Annotated in this window: 17 protein-coding genes; 14 read left to right on the forward strand and 3 right to left on the reverse strand. The window is 69.4% G+C overall.

Annotated features, from left to right (window positions below; all coding sequences use genetic code 11):
- Positions 1–2: 2 nt before the first annotated feature.
- Positions 3–1061 carry a hypothetical protein gene (locus AB0J16_RS16905; RefSeq protein WP_358539772.1) on the forward strand — a complete coding sequence of 353 codons (1059 nt, stop codon included), beginning with the start codon at positions 3–5 and terminating at the stop codon, positions 1059–1061.
- A gap of 1 nt (position 1062) precedes the next feature.
- Positions 1063–1938, forward strand: coding sequence for an NAD(P)H-binding protein (locus AB0J16_RS16910; RefSeq protein ID WP_358539775.1), 876 nt, complete (start codon positions 1063–1065; stop codon positions 1936–1938).
- A gap of 63 nt (positions 1939–2001) precedes the next feature.
- Here AB0J16_RS16910 and AB0J16_RS16915 read toward each other — a convergent pair whose 3' ends face one another.
- On the reverse strand, positions 2002–2274 hold the full coding sequence (locus AB0J16_RS16915) for a helix-turn-helix transcriptional regulator (RefSeq protein ID WP_358539778.1): 273 nt from the start codon (positions 2272–2274) through the stop codon (positions 2002–2004).
- Between the two features lie 285 nt (positions 2275–2559).
- Here AB0J16_RS16915 and AB0J16_RS16920 point away from each other — a divergent pair, with 285 nt between their 5' ends.
- From AB0J16_RS16920 to AB0J16_RS16930, 3 genes are all read left to right on the forward strand, one after another.
- Positions 2560–3621: an AfsR/SARP family transcriptional regulator gene (locus tag AB0J16_RS16920; RefSeq protein WP_358539781.1), complete on the forward strand. Its 1062-nt coding sequence runs from the start codon at positions 2560–2562 to the stop codon at positions 3619–3621.
- Positions 3622–3847: 226 nt separating this feature from the next.
- Complete coding sequence (locus AB0J16_RS16925; protein WP_358539784.1) at positions 3848–4732, forward strand: SDR family NAD(P)-dependent oxidoreductase; 885 nt, start codon at positions 3848–3850, stop codon at positions 4730–4732.
- A gap of 5 nt (positions 4733–4737) precedes the next feature.
- Entirely contained in the window at positions 4738–5895 is a 1158-nt protein-coding gene (locus tag AB0J16_RS16930; protein ID WP_358540339.1) for a class I SAM-dependent methyltransferase, read from the forward strand.
- A 30-nt stretch (positions 5896–5925) separates the two neighbouring features.
- Here AB0J16_RS16930 and AB0J16_RS16935 read toward each other — a convergent pair whose 3' ends face one another.
- Together AB0J16_RS16935 and AB0J16_RS16940 are read right to left on the reverse strand one after the other, a co-directional pair.
- Positions 5926–7158 carry a nucleotide disphospho-sugar-binding domain-containing protein gene (locus AB0J16_RS16935; protein WP_358539787.1) on the reverse strand — a complete coding sequence of 411 codons (1233 nt, stop codon included), beginning with the start codon at positions 7156–7158 and terminating at the stop codon, positions 5926–5928.
- Positions 7159–7169: 11 nt separating this feature from the next.
- A complete protein-coding gene (locus tag AB0J16_RS16940; protein ID WP_358539790.1) occupies positions 7170–7613 on the reverse strand; it encodes a nuclear transport factor 2 family protein in 444 nt (147 codons plus the stop codon).
- Between the two features lie 169 nt (positions 7614–7782).
- Between AB0J16_RS16940 and AB0J16_RS16945 the strand changes: the two genes are divergently transcribed.
- The 9 genes from AB0J16_RS16945 (at position 7783) to AB0J16_RS16985 (ending at position 17433) form a co-directional block, all read left to right on the forward strand.
- A complete protein-coding gene (locus AB0J16_RS16945) occupies positions 7783–8733 on the forward strand; it encodes an aromatase/cyclase (protein WP_358539793.1) in 951 nt (316 codons plus the stop codon).
- Positions 8726–10246 carry an AMP-binding protein gene (locus AB0J16_RS16950; RefSeq protein ID WP_358539795.1) on the forward strand — a complete coding sequence of 507 codons (1521 nt, stop codon included), beginning with the start codon at positions 8726–8728 and terminating at the stop codon, positions 10244–10246. The genes AB0J16_RS16945 and AB0J16_RS16950 overlap by 8 nt, the downstream gene beginning before the upstream one ends.
- Before the next feature lie 31 nt (positions 10247–10277).
- The gene (locus AB0J16_RS16955; protein WP_358539798.1) at positions 10278–10580 is read left to right on the forward strand and encodes an antibiotic biosynthesis monooxygenase family protein; all 303 of its coding nucleotides are present in this window, start codon (positions 10278–10280) and stop codon (positions 10578–10580) included.
- On the forward strand, positions 10577–11410 hold the full coding sequence (locus AB0J16_RS16960) for an SDR family oxidoreductase (protein ID WP_358539801.1): 834 nt from the start codon (positions 10577–10579) through the stop codon (positions 11408–11410). Before AB0J16_RS16955 ends, AB0J16_RS16960 begins: the two co-directional genes overlap by 4 nt.
- A 37-nt stretch (positions 11411–11447) precedes the next feature.
- Positions 11448–12194 (forward strand): SDR family oxidoreductase, encoded by a 747-nt coding sequence (locus AB0J16_RS16965; protein WP_358539804.1) that lies wholly within the window; start codon positions 11448–11450, stop codon positions 12192–12194.
- A gap of 46 nt (positions 12195–12240) precedes the next feature.
- Positions 12241–13389 (forward strand): cytochrome P450, encoded by a 1149-nt coding sequence (locus AB0J16_RS16970; protein ID WP_358539806.1) that lies wholly within the window; start codon positions 12241–12243, stop codon positions 13387–13389.
- A gap of 2 nt (positions 13390–13391) precedes the next feature.
- The gene (locus AB0J16_RS16975) at positions 13392–14624 is read left to right on the forward strand and encodes an FAD-dependent monooxygenase (protein ID WP_358539809.1); all 1233 of its coding nucleotides are present in this window, start codon (positions 13392–13394) and stop codon (positions 14622–14624) included.
- Between the two features lie 22 nt (positions 14625–14646).
- Positions 14647–15417, forward strand: coding sequence for a cyclase family protein (locus AB0J16_RS16980; protein ID WP_358539811.1), 771 nt, complete (start codon positions 14647–14649; stop codon positions 15415–15417).
- Between the two features lie 123 nt (positions 15418–15540).
- Positions 15541–17433, forward strand: a complete 1893-nt coding sequence (locus AB0J16_RS16985; RefSeq protein WP_358539814.1) for a KedN5 family methylcobalamin-dependent radical SAM C-methyltransferase — start codon at positions 15541–15543, stop codon at positions 17431–17433.
- Positions 17434–17443: the final 10 nt, after the last annotated feature.

Below are 17443 nucleotides of genomic sequence, written 5' to 3' on the forward strand. Positions count from 1 at the left end.
TCGTGGACGCCCTGATCGAACAGTTCCTGGACCAGGACCTCGACGAGTGGACCCGAAAGGTGATCGCGCGGCACTTCGACCCCGAAGGCGGAAGCCCCTACTGGCTCAAGCGCGCGGCCAGCCTGCCCTTCGACCCGAGGGACGTGACCCGCTACGACGAGATGGCCGCGTTCGGCCCGTTCCCGCTGGTCGATCTGCGTACGCTCGATCCCGCCGACCTCGTGCCCAGATCGGTGCCGAGGCCGTTGATCGGGCGCGTCTTCGACTCGGGCGGCACCACCGGCGATCCTTGCCGCGTTTTCTACACCACGCGGATGCTGCGCCAGCGCGGGATCTGGCGCCGCTGGTCGTTGCGGGCCGAGGGATTCGAACCGGGGCGGGCGTGGCTGCAGGCGACGCCGACCGGGCCCCACATCATCGGTCACGGCGTCGCGGAGCTCACGGAGTATGACGACGCGCGCGTATTCGTGATCGACGTCGATCCGAGGTGGGTCAAACGCCTGGTGCGTGCGGGCCGGCCGGCTGAGGCCGAGGCGTACACCCGCCACGTCGTTGACCAGATCGCCAACATCGTCGAGCTTCAGTCCATCGACTACATGAGCACGACCCCCACGTTGTTCCGGGCCTTCGTACAGGAGGCCCCCGACCTGGCGCGGACGCTCAAGGGAATCCGGGTGGCCGGCACGCAGATCACCCCGGCCATGAACCGCGCCTTCAGGGAGGTCCTGGCCGGCGGAATCGTCGGGCGTACCTACGGCAACACCTTTGGCGTCGCCGCGGGACTGCCCGCCGCGCCGGACGGCGGGATCCTGCCTTACGTACCGACGTATCCGCACGTCACCATGGCCGTCACCGACAAGCAGGACTGGCGGCAGGTGGTCAGCTATGGCGCGATGGGACGGGTACGCCTGACCGTCCTGCACGAGGACCTCTTCCTGCCGAACATCCTGGAGCGCGACCAGGCGATGCGGTACGACACGGGCCCGGAATGGCCCTGCGACGGTGTCGCCAATGTCCGTCCACTCCAGATCACCCGCGCCACTCCCGAAGGCATCTACTGACATGATTCTGGTATGTGGGGCGACGGGCACCGTGGGTCGAGAGGTGGTGGAGCAACTCCGCCACACCGGGGAGAAGGTCCGCGCACTGACCCGTGACCCGGCAGCGGTCTCCTTCCCGCCCGACGTGGAGGTGGCGGGTGGCGACCTGGGCGATCCGGCCACCCTGGCGGCACCGCTGCGCGGGATTCGGTCGGTGTTCCTGACCGGGATGACGTACCTGCGGGCCGAACACGACCGGAACCTCGTGGAGGCGGCGGAAGCCGCCGGTGTGCGGCACATCGTCCAGCTCTCCTCGCTCGCCGTCGAGGAGCGCGATGGTGGCGCGCTCGCCCGCTGGCAACGGGCGGCCGAGAACGCGCTGCGTCGCTCGGACATGGGATGGACGATCCTGCGTGCCAGCGGTTTCATGTCCAACGCGCTGCGGTGGGCACCGCAGATCGTCGTCGCGGGGGTGGTCCGGGCGCCGTTCGGCGCGTCGCCGTCAGTCCCCATCGATCCGCGCGACCTCGCGGCCGTCGCGGTGGCCGCGCTCGTCGGCGAGGGGCACCGGCGCCAGGTATATCCGGTGACGGGACCCGAGGTGCTGACCACCCTCGATCAGGTGCGCGTCCTCGGCGACGTCCTCGACCGGGCCCTGCGCCTGGAGGAGATCACCCCGGCCGACGCCAGACGGGCCATGCTCCGGCACCTGCCGGAGGAGATGGTGGACGCTCTGGTCGGGATGTGGGGCAGCGCCGACGTCGAGTTGCGGACCCGCGTCCAACCGACCGTCGAGCGGCTCACGCGCTGGCCGGCCCGGACCTTCCGGGAGTGGGCCGCCGACCACGCCGACCGCTTCGCGCCGGGCACGTGGACGGGCGAGCGCCGTTCGCACTGAGACGGGCGACCGCCGTTCGCACGAGACGGGTGCCGCCCCGCCCCGCGCGGGGCACCCGGTGGCTCAGGCGGCGCGGTTACGGGGAGTCACGCGCGCCGCGCACCGCGGGGGCCACACTCCGTGCAGAAGTATCCCGGAGGCGTAACCGTGGGCGACCAGGCCCGCCCGGCTCCTGCGGCCCGACTTGCGGAGCATGTTCCTGACGTGGCTCTCCACCGTCCGGACGCTGATCCCGAGCTCCGTCGCGATCTCGGAGTTCGCACACTCCGTCGCCACCAAAACGAGGACATCTACTTCACGCCGGGTAAAACGCGGCTTCGAATACTCGACTGTCATGGCAGATTACTCACTGTACGCATCTGGCCCCCCGCTCTGCCTGGTTACGCAGTTAGGCATGGCCGTGATCATGTCTACTCACTCATACCCAGGAAAAGATCCGTGCCACCCGTGATGTTTTTAGACCTTGCTTGAGGCAGATTGAGGGAATCAAGAAGCACGCTAGAGGCACTGTTAAATGCGGCACTTACCGCATGCGTACGGATGATCGACGGGCACGTGCGCGGGTGCCGTAGAAGATCACACTCTTCGCGGAGTGCGGGCAGGGCGACGAGGGGGTGGCGGGTGGCAGCCGAATACCGCCCCGGTGCCGGCAGATCCGAGGAGTCCACCGGGCGGCTCGCGGTCGAGGGCGGGGTGGAGCTCCCGGCTCGGCGTCGCGCACGTGCGCCGCCCGGTCGCCGCCGGCCTCGGTCACCGGTCGACCGGCGGCGCCCGGGGCGGCTGACAACCTGCCTCCGGTCGAACGCGAAGACCCTGAATTCCCAAGACCATGAAAAGGCAGTTCTATTCTTATTGATGCGTAGTCGAGAATGGGTTCCGAACCCTCGGAGAAGTGCGGAGCGTCGGTTCATGAGAATTTCCATGCTGGGGGCTTTTCAGGTCGAACTCAACGGCAAATCAGACTTCACTCCCGATCCGCCCAAAGAAAGGACGGTGCTCGCTCTCATCGCGCTCCATGCGAATCGCGTGGTGAGCATCGACACCATCATCGGCGAGATTTGGGGTGATGGGCCGCCGAGGACCTCGGTGGCGACCGCTCGCACGTATATCTACCACCTGCGCAAGATATTCATCGAACGCCTCGGACCGGCCGGCGTCGACCTCCTGGCGACAAAGACCCACGGCTATCTGCTGCGACTCGCCGAGGATATGGTCGATGCCAATATCTTCTGCGGTCTCGTGGCGAAGGGGCGTCAACTACTCAGTGACGATCAGCCCGAGGACGCCGCCATCACGCTGCGTGAAGCGCTGGATATGTGGCGGGGCCCCGCACTCGGGAACGTGCCGTTGGGCCAGACCCTGAGCGCGTACGCCACCTTCCTCGAAGAGGAGCGCAGGAGCGCCAAGGAGCTCCGGATCATGGCGGACATGCGGTTGGGCCGCCATCGGGAACTGATCTCGGAGATCCGCTCGCTGGTCGTCGAGGATCCCGTGAACGAGTGGCTGAGCGCCCAGCTCATGATCACCCTCAGCCGGTGCGGTCGCCGGGGAGAGGCGCTCGGCGTGTACGCCGATCTGCGCAGCCAGCTGGCCACGCAGCTCGGCCTCGACCCGTCGCGGGACCTCCAGCGGCTGCATCACCAGGTGCTGGTCGCCGACCAGCAGCCGGTGCTCTTCTCGTGACCGGCTCTCGTGACCGGCTCTCGTAACCGGCCGACCAGCGGGTCTGTACCGCGTTGATACGCCGTCGATCCGCGTGCCGTGTCCTATCCGTGACCCGTCCTATCCGTGACCCGTCCTATCCGTGACCCGTCCTATCCGTGAATCGCCCTACCCGTGAATCCCGCCGTGACGTCGTTTCCGCACCGGACGGCTCGCGACGCCGGCATCGAGCGAAGGAGCCGCACCAGTGGAGTTGAAAGGTCGTAGCGCGCTGGTCACCGGGAGTTCTCAGGGGATCGGGAAGAGCACGGCGCTGGCGCTGGCCCGGCGCGGCATGCGGGTGTACGCGGGAGTTCGCTCGGCGGAAGATGGGGAGCGGCTGCGCGCCGCCGCCGAGACGATCACGGCGATCCGGCTCGACGTCCGCGAACTGCCGGACGTCAAGGCGGCCGCCGCGCGCATCGAGGCCGAGGTGGGCGAGTCGGGGCTGGACGTGCTGGTGAACAACGCCGGTGCCGTCGCGATGGCTCCGATCGAGCATGTGACCCTCGACGAGCTGCGAAACCTGTTCGAGGTCAACGTCCTCGGACAGGTCGCGGTCATCCAGGCGATGCTCCCCCTGCTGCGCAGGGCCGGTGGCCGGATCGTCAACATCGGCTCCGACGCCGCCAAGTTCACCCTGCCGCTGGCGGGGCCGTACGGGTCCGCCAAGGCGGCCTTCGAGGCCATCGCGGTGGCGCTGCGCCGGGAGGTGCGTGCGCAGGGAGTGACCGTGGTGGCCTTCCAGCCCGGCTCGGTCAACACCAGGCTGTGGGACCGCATCGTCGCGGACCTGCGCGCGGGCCGGGGTTCCTGGTCCGGCCATCCGTCCTATCAGGCCTTCGCCGCCGGTGTCGCGGCGGTGGCCGAGCGCGGGCGGCACCAGGGGCAGTCGCCGGAGGCGGTGGCGGAAGCGGTGGTCCGGCTGGTGTCCATGCGCCGGCCCCCGGTGCAGCGTCGGCTGGGATGGGACGCCAGGATGCGCAGCCTGATCATCGACCTGCTGCCTGCCCGTGCGGTCGACAACATGATCATAAAGAGCCTGACCTCGCACGGCGGCCGTCAGCCGGCTCACGCCCCGGAATCGATGTGATGCCCATGTCCTCGAATGACAAGCTCGACGCCGAGCACGTCGAGCGACTGATCACTGCCGGTACCGCGCCGGACGCGGCCGTCGCCGAACTGGTCGACGAGCTCGGTCTGGACACCGTCGGTGAGATCCTCATCGACGAGATCGTCTTTCGGTGCCCCCCGCCGGAGAACACCACGGCGGTCACCATCGCCCTGGAAGTCGTACACGGTGTGCGACGGCGCAGGACCCTACTCCGGGTAATGCGCGACGAGCCGATCAGCCAGGTGAACGGCGATGGTCGCGCCGTCCAGATGGTGCTGGAGATCGACGTCCTGGATCTCGTCCGCCGCATTTTCGGGCCGGTCGGGCACCGGCGCACGGGGGACTTCCGTAACGCGTTCCTCCCTTCGGGGCTCGAACATCTCGGGTATCTTCGCGACACGGCTCTCGCGACCGACACGCTTCTCTCGGGATGCGGTAACGACTCGGTTGATCTGGGCGCCCTCGCTGTCCGCTACGGATCGGACAAATGGGCCAGCCTCCATTGGTACGCCCCTCACTACGAACACCATTTCGAGCGGTTCAGGGACCATCCCGTCCGCTTGTTGGAGATCGGCATCGGCGGCGAGGATCGCGAGTTGGGTGGCGCTTCTCTGAAGATGTGGAAGAGATATTTCCACCGTGGGCTCATCGTCGGTGTCGACATATTTGACAAGTCGCTGCTGAATCAACGCCGGCTGACCGCCGCCGTGGCCGATCAGCGAGTGGCCGAGGAGTTGGCCGCGATCGGTGACCTATACGGTCCGTTCGACATTGTCATCGACGACGGCAGCCATGTGGCCGAGGACATCCGGACGGCCTTTCATGCGCTGCTGCCGTACTTGCGGCACGACGGGATCTATGTGATCGAGGACCTGCAGACGTCGTACCTGCCGGAATTCGGGGGCAGCGCGGGAGAGGCCGCGGAGCCGTACACGGCGGTCGGGCTGGTCAAGCAGCTCGTGGATGACCTGCACTTCCAGGAGCGCGCGTCGGCCGCCGACCAGCCCCCGACGCTCACCCAGGCCTGCGTCACCGGGATCCACGTCTATCACAACATCGTCTTCTTGGAGAAAGGCACGAACGGCGAGGAAGGCTTTCCCCATTGGCTTCGGCAGTTACTCGCCGGCCCCGGACATTCGTAAACCACTGTTTTCTGAGCTGCCGCGGGCACCTCAGCCGGCCAGGCCATCCCATCGGGACACCGTGTCCCCGAGCGTCGGCTGATCGAGGATGTGCTGCCGCAGAGCCAGCGCGGCCTGGCGATGGCCGTTGGCGCCGAGCAGCGGCGCGAGAGCCTGCTCGATGGCCGCGGCCGTCGCGGCGCCGGCCGCCAGGTGCCGGCCCGCGCCGGTGGCGGCGAGCCGTTCCCCCGCGAGTATCTGTTCGTGCAGCGTGGGAATGACCAGCTGCGGTACGCCGAGCAGCGACGCGGTCATCAGGGTGCCCGCGCCGCCCTCGTGCACGATCGCCGTGCACGACTCCAGCACCGTGCGCAACGGCATCCAGCCCGTCGCGGTGACGTTCTCCGGCAACGCGCCCAGCCGGGACACCTGTTCGTCGGATGCCGCGACCACGACGTCGACGTCATGGGCCGCCAGGGCGCGCAGCGCCTCGCCGGCCGGAAACTGGGCCTTGCCGGCCAGCTGCTCCACCGTGGTTCCCCAGGTCACGCACACTCTCGGCCGCCGGGAGGCGGCCATGATCCGGCTGGCGCCGGCGTCCGGCCCGTTGTACGGCACGTACCGCGCCGATGTGGTGCGGGCCTCCGGCGGCAGTTGCAACAGGGGCGGGCAGATGTCGAGGCACAGGTCCTCGCGGACGCGTTCTACCGGTACGTCGTGCTCGGCCAGGAGCGCACGCAGATCGGACGGCCAGTCGTCGTACAGCCGCATGGACCGGGCGCTGTCCAAGCCCCACGTATGGCGTACGGAAAGCGCGCCGGCCGCGCGGGCCGCGATGGCGCCGGCGAAGGTGATCGGATCCCAGACGACCACGTCGGCGGACCACCCCTTGGCGAGCCTGACGGTGTCGTCGGCCATGGCCCGCGCCAGCGCGCCGTAGACCTCGAGCACCAGCAGCCGCGGATCCGCCGGCCCGCCGGCGCGAGGTGCGCCCGGCGCGGTCAGCTTGGTCAGGCGGCCTTCGGCGTCCTTGCCCGGCGCGCTCAGTTTGGTCAGGCGGCCTTCGGCGTCCTTGGCCTTGGCCATCCGGTTTCTGAACATGCCGGCCGTGTCAAGATCGGCGCCGACGCACGCGGCGGGCAGCCCGCTGTCACGGAGGGTTTTCTGCAGCGCCGGTTGGGTGGCGACGAGCACCTCGTGCCCGGCCGCCCAGCTGGCCCACGCCGTCGGCACCATCGGGAAGAAGTGCGAGGGCCACGCCCAGACCACGAAGAGAATCCGCATGACCGCTCCCTTCAAGCGGGCTGGCCGTCACGGGTGACCCGGCGATGCCGGACCAGCCAGCCCCGGTCGGTGCGCACCAGCAGGTCCTCGCAGACACATGACTGGTGCAGCCGCGACTCGCCACCCGCCGGGGTCACGAAGATCAGCGCGTAGCAGGTCACCCGTACGCAATCCGCGTCTTCCGCCGGCCGTACGGACACCATGCCGTGCCAGTGACGGTGCGTCTCGCCCTTCCGCGCGCGTTCGGCCGCCGCGCGCGCGGAGGCGTCGGCCAGGTTGTCCCGCCCACGCACCGCGGGCCGCGGCGGCGGCGGCTCGAAGGTCCCGTCCTCGGTGAAGGTGGCCGCCCATCCAGCCGTGTCGCCGCTGTCCAGCAGGTGCATGTGCGCGGCGTAGAACTGCTGGATCTCCACGTACCGCGTGTCGAGTCGGGTCGGCTCGGTGTCAACGTTCACGTCGTCTCCGTCTCCGGCAGCGAATGTCGATTTCTCGTCGCCGAGGCTCGCCGCCGCACATCGAGCGCGACACGAGAACGAACCGAACGATCCTCTGTCTCAGCTCGGCGTCCGCTCGACCAGGCCAGGCCAGCGTTGTCTCCAAAGACCGGCGGAAAGGATGCGGTTCATGTCGGAGATGCAGCGTGAGGTCGTGGTCCGTGACGTCACCGTTCCAGCGACCGCGGAAACGGTCTACGCGATCGTTGCCGACCTGTCGTCGTGGCCACAGTTCCACCCGTGGGCCGTGCACGCCGAGGTGTGCCGGCGGGACATCTCCGGCACCCTCGTCCAGCACTGGGCCCTGACGGACCGGGCGGCGGTGCGGACTTGGCGGGCGCGCTGGCAGTTCGACCCCGCCGTGCGCCGGATCCGGTTCACGCACGAGACGCCACCGGCGCCGCTGCGGTCCCTGGAAGGCGAGTGGACCTTCGACGACCGACCCGGTGGCACCTGCCAGGTGACGCTGCGCCACACCATGACCTGCCTCCCCGGCGAGCGGGATCAGGTACGCGACCTCGCCCTGGGGATCGAGCGCAACACGCAGGAACTGCTGGAGACCGCCAGGGACACGGCAACGCGCTGGGAGGAGCTGCGCTCGCTCGTGCTCTCGTTCGAGGACCGCGTGTTCATCGCCGGCTCGATCCACGACGCCTACACCTTCCTGTACGAGGCCGGCGCGTGGCCGGACCGCATTCCGCACGTCTCCCGGCTCGTCCTGGAGGAGCCGTCTCCCGGAATCCAGTTCTTCGACATGGACACCAAGGCACCTGACGGGTCGACGCACGGCACCCGATCGGTGCGCGTCTGCCGCCCGCACCACCTGATCGTCTACAAGCAGACCGTCCTGCCGGCCCTGCTGGACGCGCACACCGGCCACTGGTCATTCCTGGAGACGCCCGAGGGTGTGCTCGCGTCGGCCCGGCACACGGTGACGATCAAGAGGTCGGCGCTCGGCCTGCTCGGTGACACGGCGACGGTGAGCGACGCGCGGCGCTACCTGCGCCGGGCGCTGAGCATCCACAGCGTGCGGAACCTGAACCTGGCCAAGGACCACGCCGAGGAGCCGGCCGGTGTCTGACCCACTCGCCGCCCGCCCGCTCTCGCTGCCGGAGATCCGTCTGGACGAGCGGCTCCATCAGACGGCGGAGCGGCTGCCGACCCGCCCGGCCATCAGGTGCGATGACGTCCTGCTCACCTTCGCCCAACTGGACGCCGCGGTGTCCCGGCTCGCCGACACGCTGCGCGAACTCACGGCGCCCGGTGGCTCGGTCATCGGCCTCGCGAACGCCTTCGACCCGTGCTTCGCGGTGGCGTACTACGCGATCCTGCGCAGCGGCAACACACTGGCGATCCTGAACCAGCTCCAGAGCGGGCAGGCGCTGGCGCACATGCTGCGCACGGCGGGTGTCCGGCTGGCGTTCGTGACCGATGACATGCGTACGCGTCTGGCCCCCGAGCTGACGGATACCGACCGGGTGGACCTGGTTCCGCTGCCGGCCGCGCTCACCCCGTCGTCGATCTCCGCCGGCCCGGCCGCCGCGACCGGACCGCGAGGGGCGGCCTGCGTGCTGTTCACCAGCGGTACCACCGGACTGCCCAAGGGCGTCCTGCTGTCGCACCGCAACCTGGTGGCCAACGCCGCCCAGATCGTCCGCGCGCACCGGCTCAGCCCCAACAGCGTGACGGTGAACCACCTGCCGAGCTTCCACCCGATGCACCTGAACTCCGCCGTGTGGTCGGGCGCCACGCAGGTGCTCTGCACCGATCCGGACCCGGTCGTGGCCACCCGCCTCGCGGCCGAGGTCGAGGCGACGCACTATTACAGCCTCCCGATGCGGCTGGCCCAGCTCGCCCGGGACACCCGGCTGCGCGAGCTCCGGCTGGACACCGTCAGGGCGATCCTGTCGGGCGGATCCGCGCTGGCCCCGGCGTCCGCCCGCGCGCTGACCGACCACTTCGGCGTCGCGGTGATGCAGGGGTACGGCCTGGCGGAGACCTCGCCGCTGACCCACTGCGACCAGCCGCCCTGGCCGCGGTACGGCTCGGTCGGTCCTCCCGTCGCTGAAACCGGGTGCCGGATCGTCGACGTCACGACCCGCGCGGTGCTGCCGGCCGGAGAACGGGGCGAGGTACAGGTCCGCGGCCCCCAGATCATGCTGGGCTACCTGGACACCCGGGAGCCCTCGCCGATCGACGCCGACGGCTGGCTGTCCACGGGAGATATCGGACGCCTCGACCAGGACGGCTACCTGTTCCTCATCGACCGGCTCAAGGACACCTTCAAGTACGACGACAACCTGGTGGCGCCGGCCGAGATCGAGCAGGTTCTCGCCACCCACCCCGCGGTGGCCGACTGCGTGGTCGTCGACACCCCCGACCCGCTGCACGGCGCCGTCGCCAACGCGCTGGTGGTGCCGCGTGCGGAAGGTGTCACCGAAGAAGGGATCGCCACGTTCCTCAACGACAGGGTTCCCGTTTACCAGCGGCTGGCGCGGGTGGTCCTGACCGCATCGATTCCGCGTGGGCCCGGTGGCAAGACCAGCCGCGCCGCGCTTCGCGACCTGCTCGGCGATCCGACGACGATCCAGTGAATCCGATTTCCCGAGAAGACGGAGTACGTTCATGGTCACCCTGGTGAACAAGCTGACCTGCACCGGAGACCTCACCGAATTCACCCGCATCCTGGAGCACCTGACCGAGTACATGCGGGCCCAGCCCGGCTACCTGTCCTCCGAGCTGCTGCGGTCCGTCCACCACCCGGAGGTGTACGTCGAGGTGGCGCGGTGGGAGAGCGCCGAGGCCCACCGGAACGCCGTCACCGGCGACGGCTTCCGCGAGCGGGTCGCCGGACTCGGCGCCCTCGCCACCGTCGACCCCGATGTGTACGACGTCGTCCACGAGAACTTGGGGACGGCGGGCCGATGACCGATCCCCAAACGACCGATCCCCAACTGGTCGATCCCCAACTGGTCGATCCCCAGGAGCACCCGCGCGGATCCGCCGGCGTCGCCCAGAGGGTGGCGCTGGTCACCGGATCAAGCCGGGGCATCGGCGCCGCGATCGCGCGGGAGCTGGCCGCGCGAGGAGCGTCGGTCGCGGTCAACTACCGGCGCCGCGAGAGCGACGCGCGGCGGGTCGTCGCCGACATCGAGTCCGCCGGCGGCCGGGCGGTGGCCGTGGGCGCGGACGTGACCAGCAAGGCCGAGGTCGAGGAGATGGTCAAGCGGGTCGAGGCCACACTCGGCCCGATCGGCATCCTGGTGATCAACGCGCATGGGTTCGACGAGTCCATCCGCGATTTCCCGCTCGACGTCGACGTCGAGGATCTGACGGCCATCGTGTCCGGCCAGATCCGCGCGGTGCTGCTCAGCGTGCAGGCCTGCGTTCCCGGCATGGTGGAGCGCGGCGCGGGCGCGGTGGTGACGATCTCCGCGCTCCAGGCGCGAGATCCGTGGATCCGGTCGATCACGCACGGCACGGCGAAGGCGGCGATGGAGGCGATCGCCAAGTTCCTCGCCCGCTACCTCGCCCCCACCGGCGTCAGGGTCAACACCGTCATCGCGGGGGTGACCAGGACGGAGTCGTCGGCGCAAATCCGGCCGGAGCGGCTCGCGGCCGCCGTCGAGATGGTCCCGATGAAGCGGATGGGCGAGCCCGAGGACATCGCCCGCCTGGTGGCCGCGCTCGCGTCGGACGACTCCTCCTACGTCACCGGGGCCTTCGTGCCCGCGTGCGGAGGGGCGCTGATCCTGTGACGGGCGCCCGGCCGCCGGTGCGGGGGAAGGGCCGATCATGGATCTCGGGCTGACCGGCCGCGTCGTCCTGGTGACAGGGGCGACGGGAGAGATCGGCGCGGCGATCGCCACGGCGTTCGCCGCGGAGGGCGCCAGGGTCGCGGTCGCCTACCACAGCGACAAGGCCGCCGCGGCCGACCTGGCCGAGCGCCTCGGCGCGGTGGCGGTCCCCTACGAGCTCGCCGACCCCGACTCGCCGGCCGGCACGCTCGCCGAGGTGGCCGAGCGCCTTGGCCCCGTGGAGGTGCTCGTCGCCAACGCGATGCGCTGGGGCCGCCGCCGAGGACCCGAGGAGCGGTTCGAGGACGTCGCGCCCGCCGACTGGTCGCCGGTGATCGCGGAGAATCTCACCCCCACCATCAGGACCGCACAGCACGCCGTCGCCGCGATGCGGGGCGGCGGCTGGGGCCGGATCGCGCTGATCTCCTCGCACGTGGCCGTCGACGGCCACCGTGGGCAGGAGTTCTACGGCGCGACGAAGGCGGGCCTGCACGGCTTCGCCAGGAGCCTGGCCTGGGACGTGGGCCGGGACGGTGTCCTGGTCAACGTGGTGTGCCCGGGACTCACGCTCACCCGCCGGGTCAGCACCGGCCTGCCGCTCGCGCTCCGGCAGAGGGAGACCGACCGTACGGCGACCGGGCGGCTCAGCCGCGCGCAGGACATAGCCGCCGCCGTGGTCTTCCTGTGTTCCTCGGCGAACAACAACATCACCGGAGAGGTGCTCACGGTCGCCGGCGGCCGGTGACACGGCTCCGCAGGTCACCGATCCCATCGCCAAGGAGGCAGAAGCCATGCCCACCGCACCGTCGGCGCCGGGCGCCTACAGCCCCGGCTTCCAGCTCGACCCGTTCCCGACCCTGGCCCGGCTGCGCGAGGAGGCGCCGCTCAACCGGGTGAAGCATCCGGAGGTCGGCGACGCCTGGCTGGCCATCCGCTACGACCTCGTCAAGACGCTCTCGGCGGACCGGCGGCTGGTCAAACCGCCCAATCCGCTGGACGGCAACTCGCTGAACAGCCCGCCACCGGTGCACACCAGGCTGCGCAAGCTGGCCCAGGCCAGCTTCACCACCCAGCGGATCGAGGCCCTGCGCGGCTGGAGTGAGCAGGTCACCGGGCAGATCCTAGACGACATGGCCGAGCGCGGCACCGTCGAACTGCTCGGCACCCTGGCCGATCCGCTGCCCATCACGGTGATCTGCAGGCTACTCGGCGTGCCGTACGAGGAGATGGAGGAGGTCAGCCACTGCGCGCGGGGCTTCCTGACGGAGTCCGAAGAGGTCCGCGACAAGGCGTTCGGTACGGCGCGCGCGTACGTGCTCCGCCTCGTGGCGCACAAGCGCCGCAACCCCGGCGACGACGTCACCAGCGCCCTGATCGACGCCAGGGACGGGCAGGACCGGCTCGACGAGGACGAGCTCGTCCGGATGGTGATGGCGCTGCTGGTGAACGGCTCCATCACGACGACCACCATCATCGGCACCGGAACGCAGCTGCTACTGACGCACCCGGACCAGCGCGAACTGCTCCGGCGCCGACCCGGACTCGTACGCGGCGCGGTGGAGGAGATCCTGCGGCTGGAGGCACCCATCAGCGCGCTGACCTGGCTGGCCACCGAGGAGATCGCGGTGGAGGGGTTCGTCATCGGCGCGGGCGAGTACGTCATGACCTGTGTGCAGGGCGCGAACCGGGACCCGTCCTGGTTCGACCGGCCGGACGAGTTCGACATCACCCGAAGCCCCAATCCGCACCTGACCTTCTCGCACGGCATCCACCACTGCCTCGGCGCGCCGCTGGCGCGGATGGAGGCGCAGGTGGTGCTGGGCGGGCTGGTGCGCAGGTTCCCCGATATACGGCCGGCGGGCGAGGCGGTCTGGCGCGACGGCCATATGGTGCGCGGCCTGACGCACCTGCCCGTAGCCGTCGGCGCGTCCTCGGTGTGAGCATGAGTGACGAGGTCTCGGCGGACGTGTGCGTGGTCGGCGGCGGTCCTGCCGGTCTCACACTGGCGCTGCTGCTGGTGCGCTCCGGCGTGAGCGTGGTGATGCTGGAGAAGAGCCCGCTGCTGACCCGCGAGTACTGGGGCGAGATCCTGCAGCCGGGAGGGCTGGCGATACTCGACCAGCTCGGCGTGCTCGACGCGGCCAGGCAGCGCGGCGGGCACGAGCTGGCCAGGTTCCGGTTCGTCGACAAGGGCACGACGGTGGTGGACATCGACTACCGGTCGCTGCCCGCGCCGCACAACTACCTGTTGAGCATGCCGCAGCGGAATCTGCTGGCCGCCCTGCTCGACGCCGTCCGGCGCTATGACCGTTTCGTCTATCGCGACGGCTGCCGGGCCACGGAGCTCATTCACGAGGATGGCCGGGTTCGTGGCGTCGTGGGCCGCGGCGCGACCGGCACCACGGTGGTCCGGGCCCGGTACGTGGTCGGGGCCGATGGCCGGTTCTCTCCCGTGCGGCGCCTGGCCGGGATCCCCAGTGGCCGCCGGGACGTGTTCGACTTCGACGTGTTGTGGGTCAAGCTGCCCGCCACCGAGCGGACCCCGCCGTACGCCCAGATCTTCCGGGATGGGGGCACCCCGCTCCTGGCTTACCCGTCCTGGCCGGACCACCTGCAGCTGGGCTGGACCGTCCCGCACGGCGGGTACGCGAAGATCATCGCGGCGGGGCTGGACGAGGTGAAGGCCCGGCTGGGGCGGGCCGCTCCGCCGTACGCGCCGCTGATCGACGCCGCCATCACCAGCCCGGCCGACCTCTCCCTGCTGGACGTGTTCGCCGCCAGGGCGCCGCGCTGGGCGGTGCCCGGCCTGGTCCTGACCGGTGACAGCGCGCACACCCACAGCCCGCTCGGGGCGCAGGGCATCAACCTGGCCATCCAGGACGCCGCCGTCCTGCACCCGCTGCTGCTGGCCGCGCTGCGGGAGCGGGACGAGGCCGTCACCATCGAGGAATTCGAGCGGCTGCGGGGGCCCGACATCGAACGGATGATGCGGATCCAGACCATGCAGGCCCATGGCATGCGCTCCGGTGGGCTGAAGGGCCGGTTGGGCCGCCTGTTCGTGGCGCGGGTCCTGTCGCGTACTCCGCTGTTCGCCAAGGTCACCCGCGAGATCGTCTACGGCAATCCGAACATCCGCGTGGCCACCGACCTCTTCCTGACACCTCCCTCGTCCTGACGACTCTCTAAGGAGTGACGACGTGCGCGTCATCGACCTGTCGACCCCGGTCGACGCGGCCGGCTTCGAACCCAATCCGGTACGTCATGAGATCCTTTCCCCCGCCGAGGGGGCCCGGCACATGAGCGACGAGATGCGCACCCATTTCGGGCTGGAACTGGATCCGTCCGCGCTGCCGGATGGGGAGTTCCTCTCGCTGGACACCCTGACCCTCACCACGCATACCGGCACCCATGTCGACGCGCCTTCGCACTACGGATCCACCGCCTCCTACGGCAGGCCGCGGAACATCGACGAGATGCCGCTGGAGTGGTTCATCGGGCCCGGTTGCGTGCTGGACGCGACCGGCGAGCCGGTGGGCGCGCTCGACGCCGACTGGGTCCGTGGGGCGCTGCGCCGGATCGACCACCACGTACGGCCCGGCGACATCGTCCTGCTGAACACCGGAGCCGCCGCCCTGTGCGGGACACCTGAGTACTTCTCGAAGTTCGTCGGCCTGGACGCCTCCGCCGTACATGTCCTGCTCGACCTCGGCGTCCGGGTGATCGGGACCGACGCGTTCAGCCTGGACGCGCCGTTCGCCCACATCGTCAGCACGTTCGCCGAGACCGGCGACCGGTCGGTGCTGTGGCCGGCGCATTTCGTCGGCCGCGACCGTGAGTACTGCCAGCTCGAACGGCTCGGGAACCTCGACGCGCTGCCCGCGCCGACCGGGTTCCAGGTCTGCTGCTTCCCGGTGAAGATCAGCGGTGCCGGAGCCGGCTGGGCCCGAGCGGTGGCCATCGTCTCATGAGCGGTTCTCTTTTCCCCGCGCGAAGCGGCCTCTAACCCATTTCGAGCAAGCGTCTACCCGGCTGGCCGATGATTTCCAACAACCGCCTCCGCCGGAGCGTTCCCGGGAAAGGGAGAATCGACGATGCTGACCATCGGTCTCGTGCAACAGGGCGCATGGGACATGCCATTGGAGTCGATGCCGCTCGCGGCCGGATATCTCAAGGCCGTGCTGGACGCGGACCCGGTCACCGCGGCCGCCGTCGACGTCAAGATAAACAATTTCCGGGGTGGCGTGGCGCTGACCGCGATGGCCCGGGACCTGTTCGGCGCGGAGATCCCCGAGGTGCTCGGTTTCTCGGTGCTGGGCTGGAACTACCGGAGCTTCGGCTGCCTGGCGGAGACGTTCAAACAGCTGAATCCGCGAGGCGTCGTGATATTCGGCGGAAACCACGTGGCGAATCAGGCGGACCGTGTATTCCGCGAAATGCCGCAGGTGGACTACGTGGTGAACGGCGAGGGGGAGACGACCCTTCCCGCCCTCGTCCGGTATCTGCTGGACAACCCCGGCGGCCGGGATCCGGCGAATGTCCCGGGCATCTCCTACCTCAGAGAACCCGGCAGCGTCCACACCACGCCGGACGCCGCGCGGATCGAGAACCTGGATGTCGTCCCGTCGCCGTTCCTGACCGGCGCCATCCCCATGAACTGGCCCAACGGCCGCTTCCGCTACGACGTCGCGCTGATGGAGACCAACCGCGGCTGCCCGTACAAGTGCTCGTTCTGCTACTGGGGCGGCGCCGTCGGCCAGCGGGTGCGCTCGTTCTCCCGGCAGCGACTCGTCGAGGAGCTGGACTTCTTCGGCTTCCACGAGGTCCCGACCGTCGTCCTGTGCGACGCCAACTTCGGACTTCTGGAAAGCGACGAGGAATTCGTCGAGGACCTGATCAAGACGCGGGAGCGCCGCGGCTTTCCGCGCGCGATCGAGACGAGTTGGGCGAAGAACAAATCAGCCAGATTCCACCGCATCGTCACCGAACTGCGGCAGCACGGATTCAAGAGTTCCTTCACCCTCGCCCTCCAGACGCTCTCCGACGATGCGCTGACCGAAATGCATCGCAGGAACATGAAGGTGAATCAGTGGGAGAGCCTGGCCACCTGGCTGGCCGACGAAGGGCTCGATTGCTACGCGGAGCTCATCTGGGGCGCGCCGGGAGAGACTCCGGACTCATTCTTCGAGGGCTATGACCGGCTCGCCGGAAAGGTCTCCAGAATCGCGGTGTATCCACTCCTGCTCCTGCCGAACACCTCCTACAGCGAGCAGCGCGCGGACCACGGTTTCGTGACGTTGCGCGGCGAGCACGACGACTTCGAATATGTTCTGGCCAATCGCAGCGCGACGCTGAACGAACATGTCCGGATGCAGCGCTTCATGCTGTGGGCCAGGGTGCTCGGCGAGAACCAGTTCTTGCGGCACGTCTGGCGGCCGGCCGCCGCGCTGACCGGGCAGACCCAGTCCGCTCTCATCACGAGCCTCATGCGCTGGTTCGAGTCGTCCGCCACGCCGGAGGCCAGGGAGTTCTGCGCGGCCATCCCGGTCATCGCGGAATCGCCGTCGGTGGTGCGGGCGCTCCGCGCGCTGTACGGCGGCCACTCGCTGGAGCGGGAGATCGAGATGTGGTGGCGGACCGCGATGGTCCCGCGGTTCCCCGAGCGGTGGCGCCCGTTCGCCGAGGAGCTCTACACCTACGAACACTGGACCCGCCCGGTGTACGTCGACCCGAACCTCGGGCCGCCGCCCGGCTGGCGAGCCGACGGCGCGTCGTACCAGACGGACCCGATCCGCTTCTCGCATGACATGCGCCGGGTGCTGCACCAGGGCGAGTGGGACCGGGACAAGCCTCCCGAGGCGGAGACGGTCTGGTACGTCTTCGACGCCAAGCCGGGCTTCTACGAACACATGGACAACCACGAGACCGCCGCCCACTACGCCGCCGAACCGCTACGGGTCGACCCGGCCCTTTCGCATGGAATGTGACCTGCTGTTC

It is taken from the genome of Nonomuraea sp. NPDC049750, assembly GCF_040659625.1.
Lineage (GTDB): Bacteria > Actinomycetota > Actinomycetes > Streptosporangiales > Streptosporangiaceae > Nonomuraea.

Excerpts from the sequence above, each read along its gene's own strand:
- AB0J16_RS16985 (WP_358539814.1), top strand. The coding sequence starts at position 15,541 with ATGCTGACCATCGGTCTCGTGCAACAGGGCGCATGGGACATGCCATTG.
- AB0J16_RS16935 (WP_358539787.1), bottom strand. The coding sequence starts at position 7,158 with ATGCGGATTCTCTTCGTGGTCTGGGCGTGGCCCTCGCACTTCTTCCCG.
- AB0J16_RS16965 (WP_358539804.1), top strand. The coding sequence starts at position 11,448 with ATGGATCTCGGGCTGACCGGCCGCGTCGTCCTGGTGACAGGGGCGACG.
- AB0J16_RS16930 (WP_358540339.1), top strand. The coding sequence starts at position 4,738 with ATGTCCTCGAATGACAAGCTCGACGCCGAGCACGTCGAGCGACTGATC.
- AB0J16_RS16910 (WP_358539775.1), top strand. The coding sequence starts at position 1,063 with ATGATTCTGGTATGTGGGGCGACGGGCACCGTGGGTCGAGAGGTGGTG.
- AB0J16_RS16915 (WP_358539778.1), bottom strand. The coding sequence starts at position 2,274 with ATGACAGTCGAGTATTCGAAGCCGCGTTTTACCCGGCGTGAAGTAGAT.
- AB0J16_RS16975 (WP_358539809.1), top strand. The coding sequence starts at position 13,392 with ATGAGTGACGAGGTCTCGGCGGACGTGTGCGTGGTCGGCGGCGGTCCT.
- AB0J16_RS16970 (WP_358539806.1), top strand. The coding sequence starts at position 12,241 with ATGCCCACCGCACCGTCGGCGCCGGGCGCCTACAGCCCCGGCTTCCAG.
- AB0J16_RS16955 (WP_358539798.1), top strand. The coding sequence starts at position 10,278 with ATGGTCACCCTGGTGAACAAGCTGACCTGCACCGGAGACCTCACCGAA.
- AB0J16_RS16960 (WP_358539801.1), top strand. The coding sequence starts at position 10,577 with ATGACCGATCCCCAAACGACCGATCCCCAACTGGTCGATCCCCAACTG.
- AB0J16_RS16945 (WP_358539793.1), top strand. The coding sequence starts at position 7,783 with ATGTCGGAGATGCAGCGTGAGGTCGTGGTCCGTGACGTCACCGTTCCA.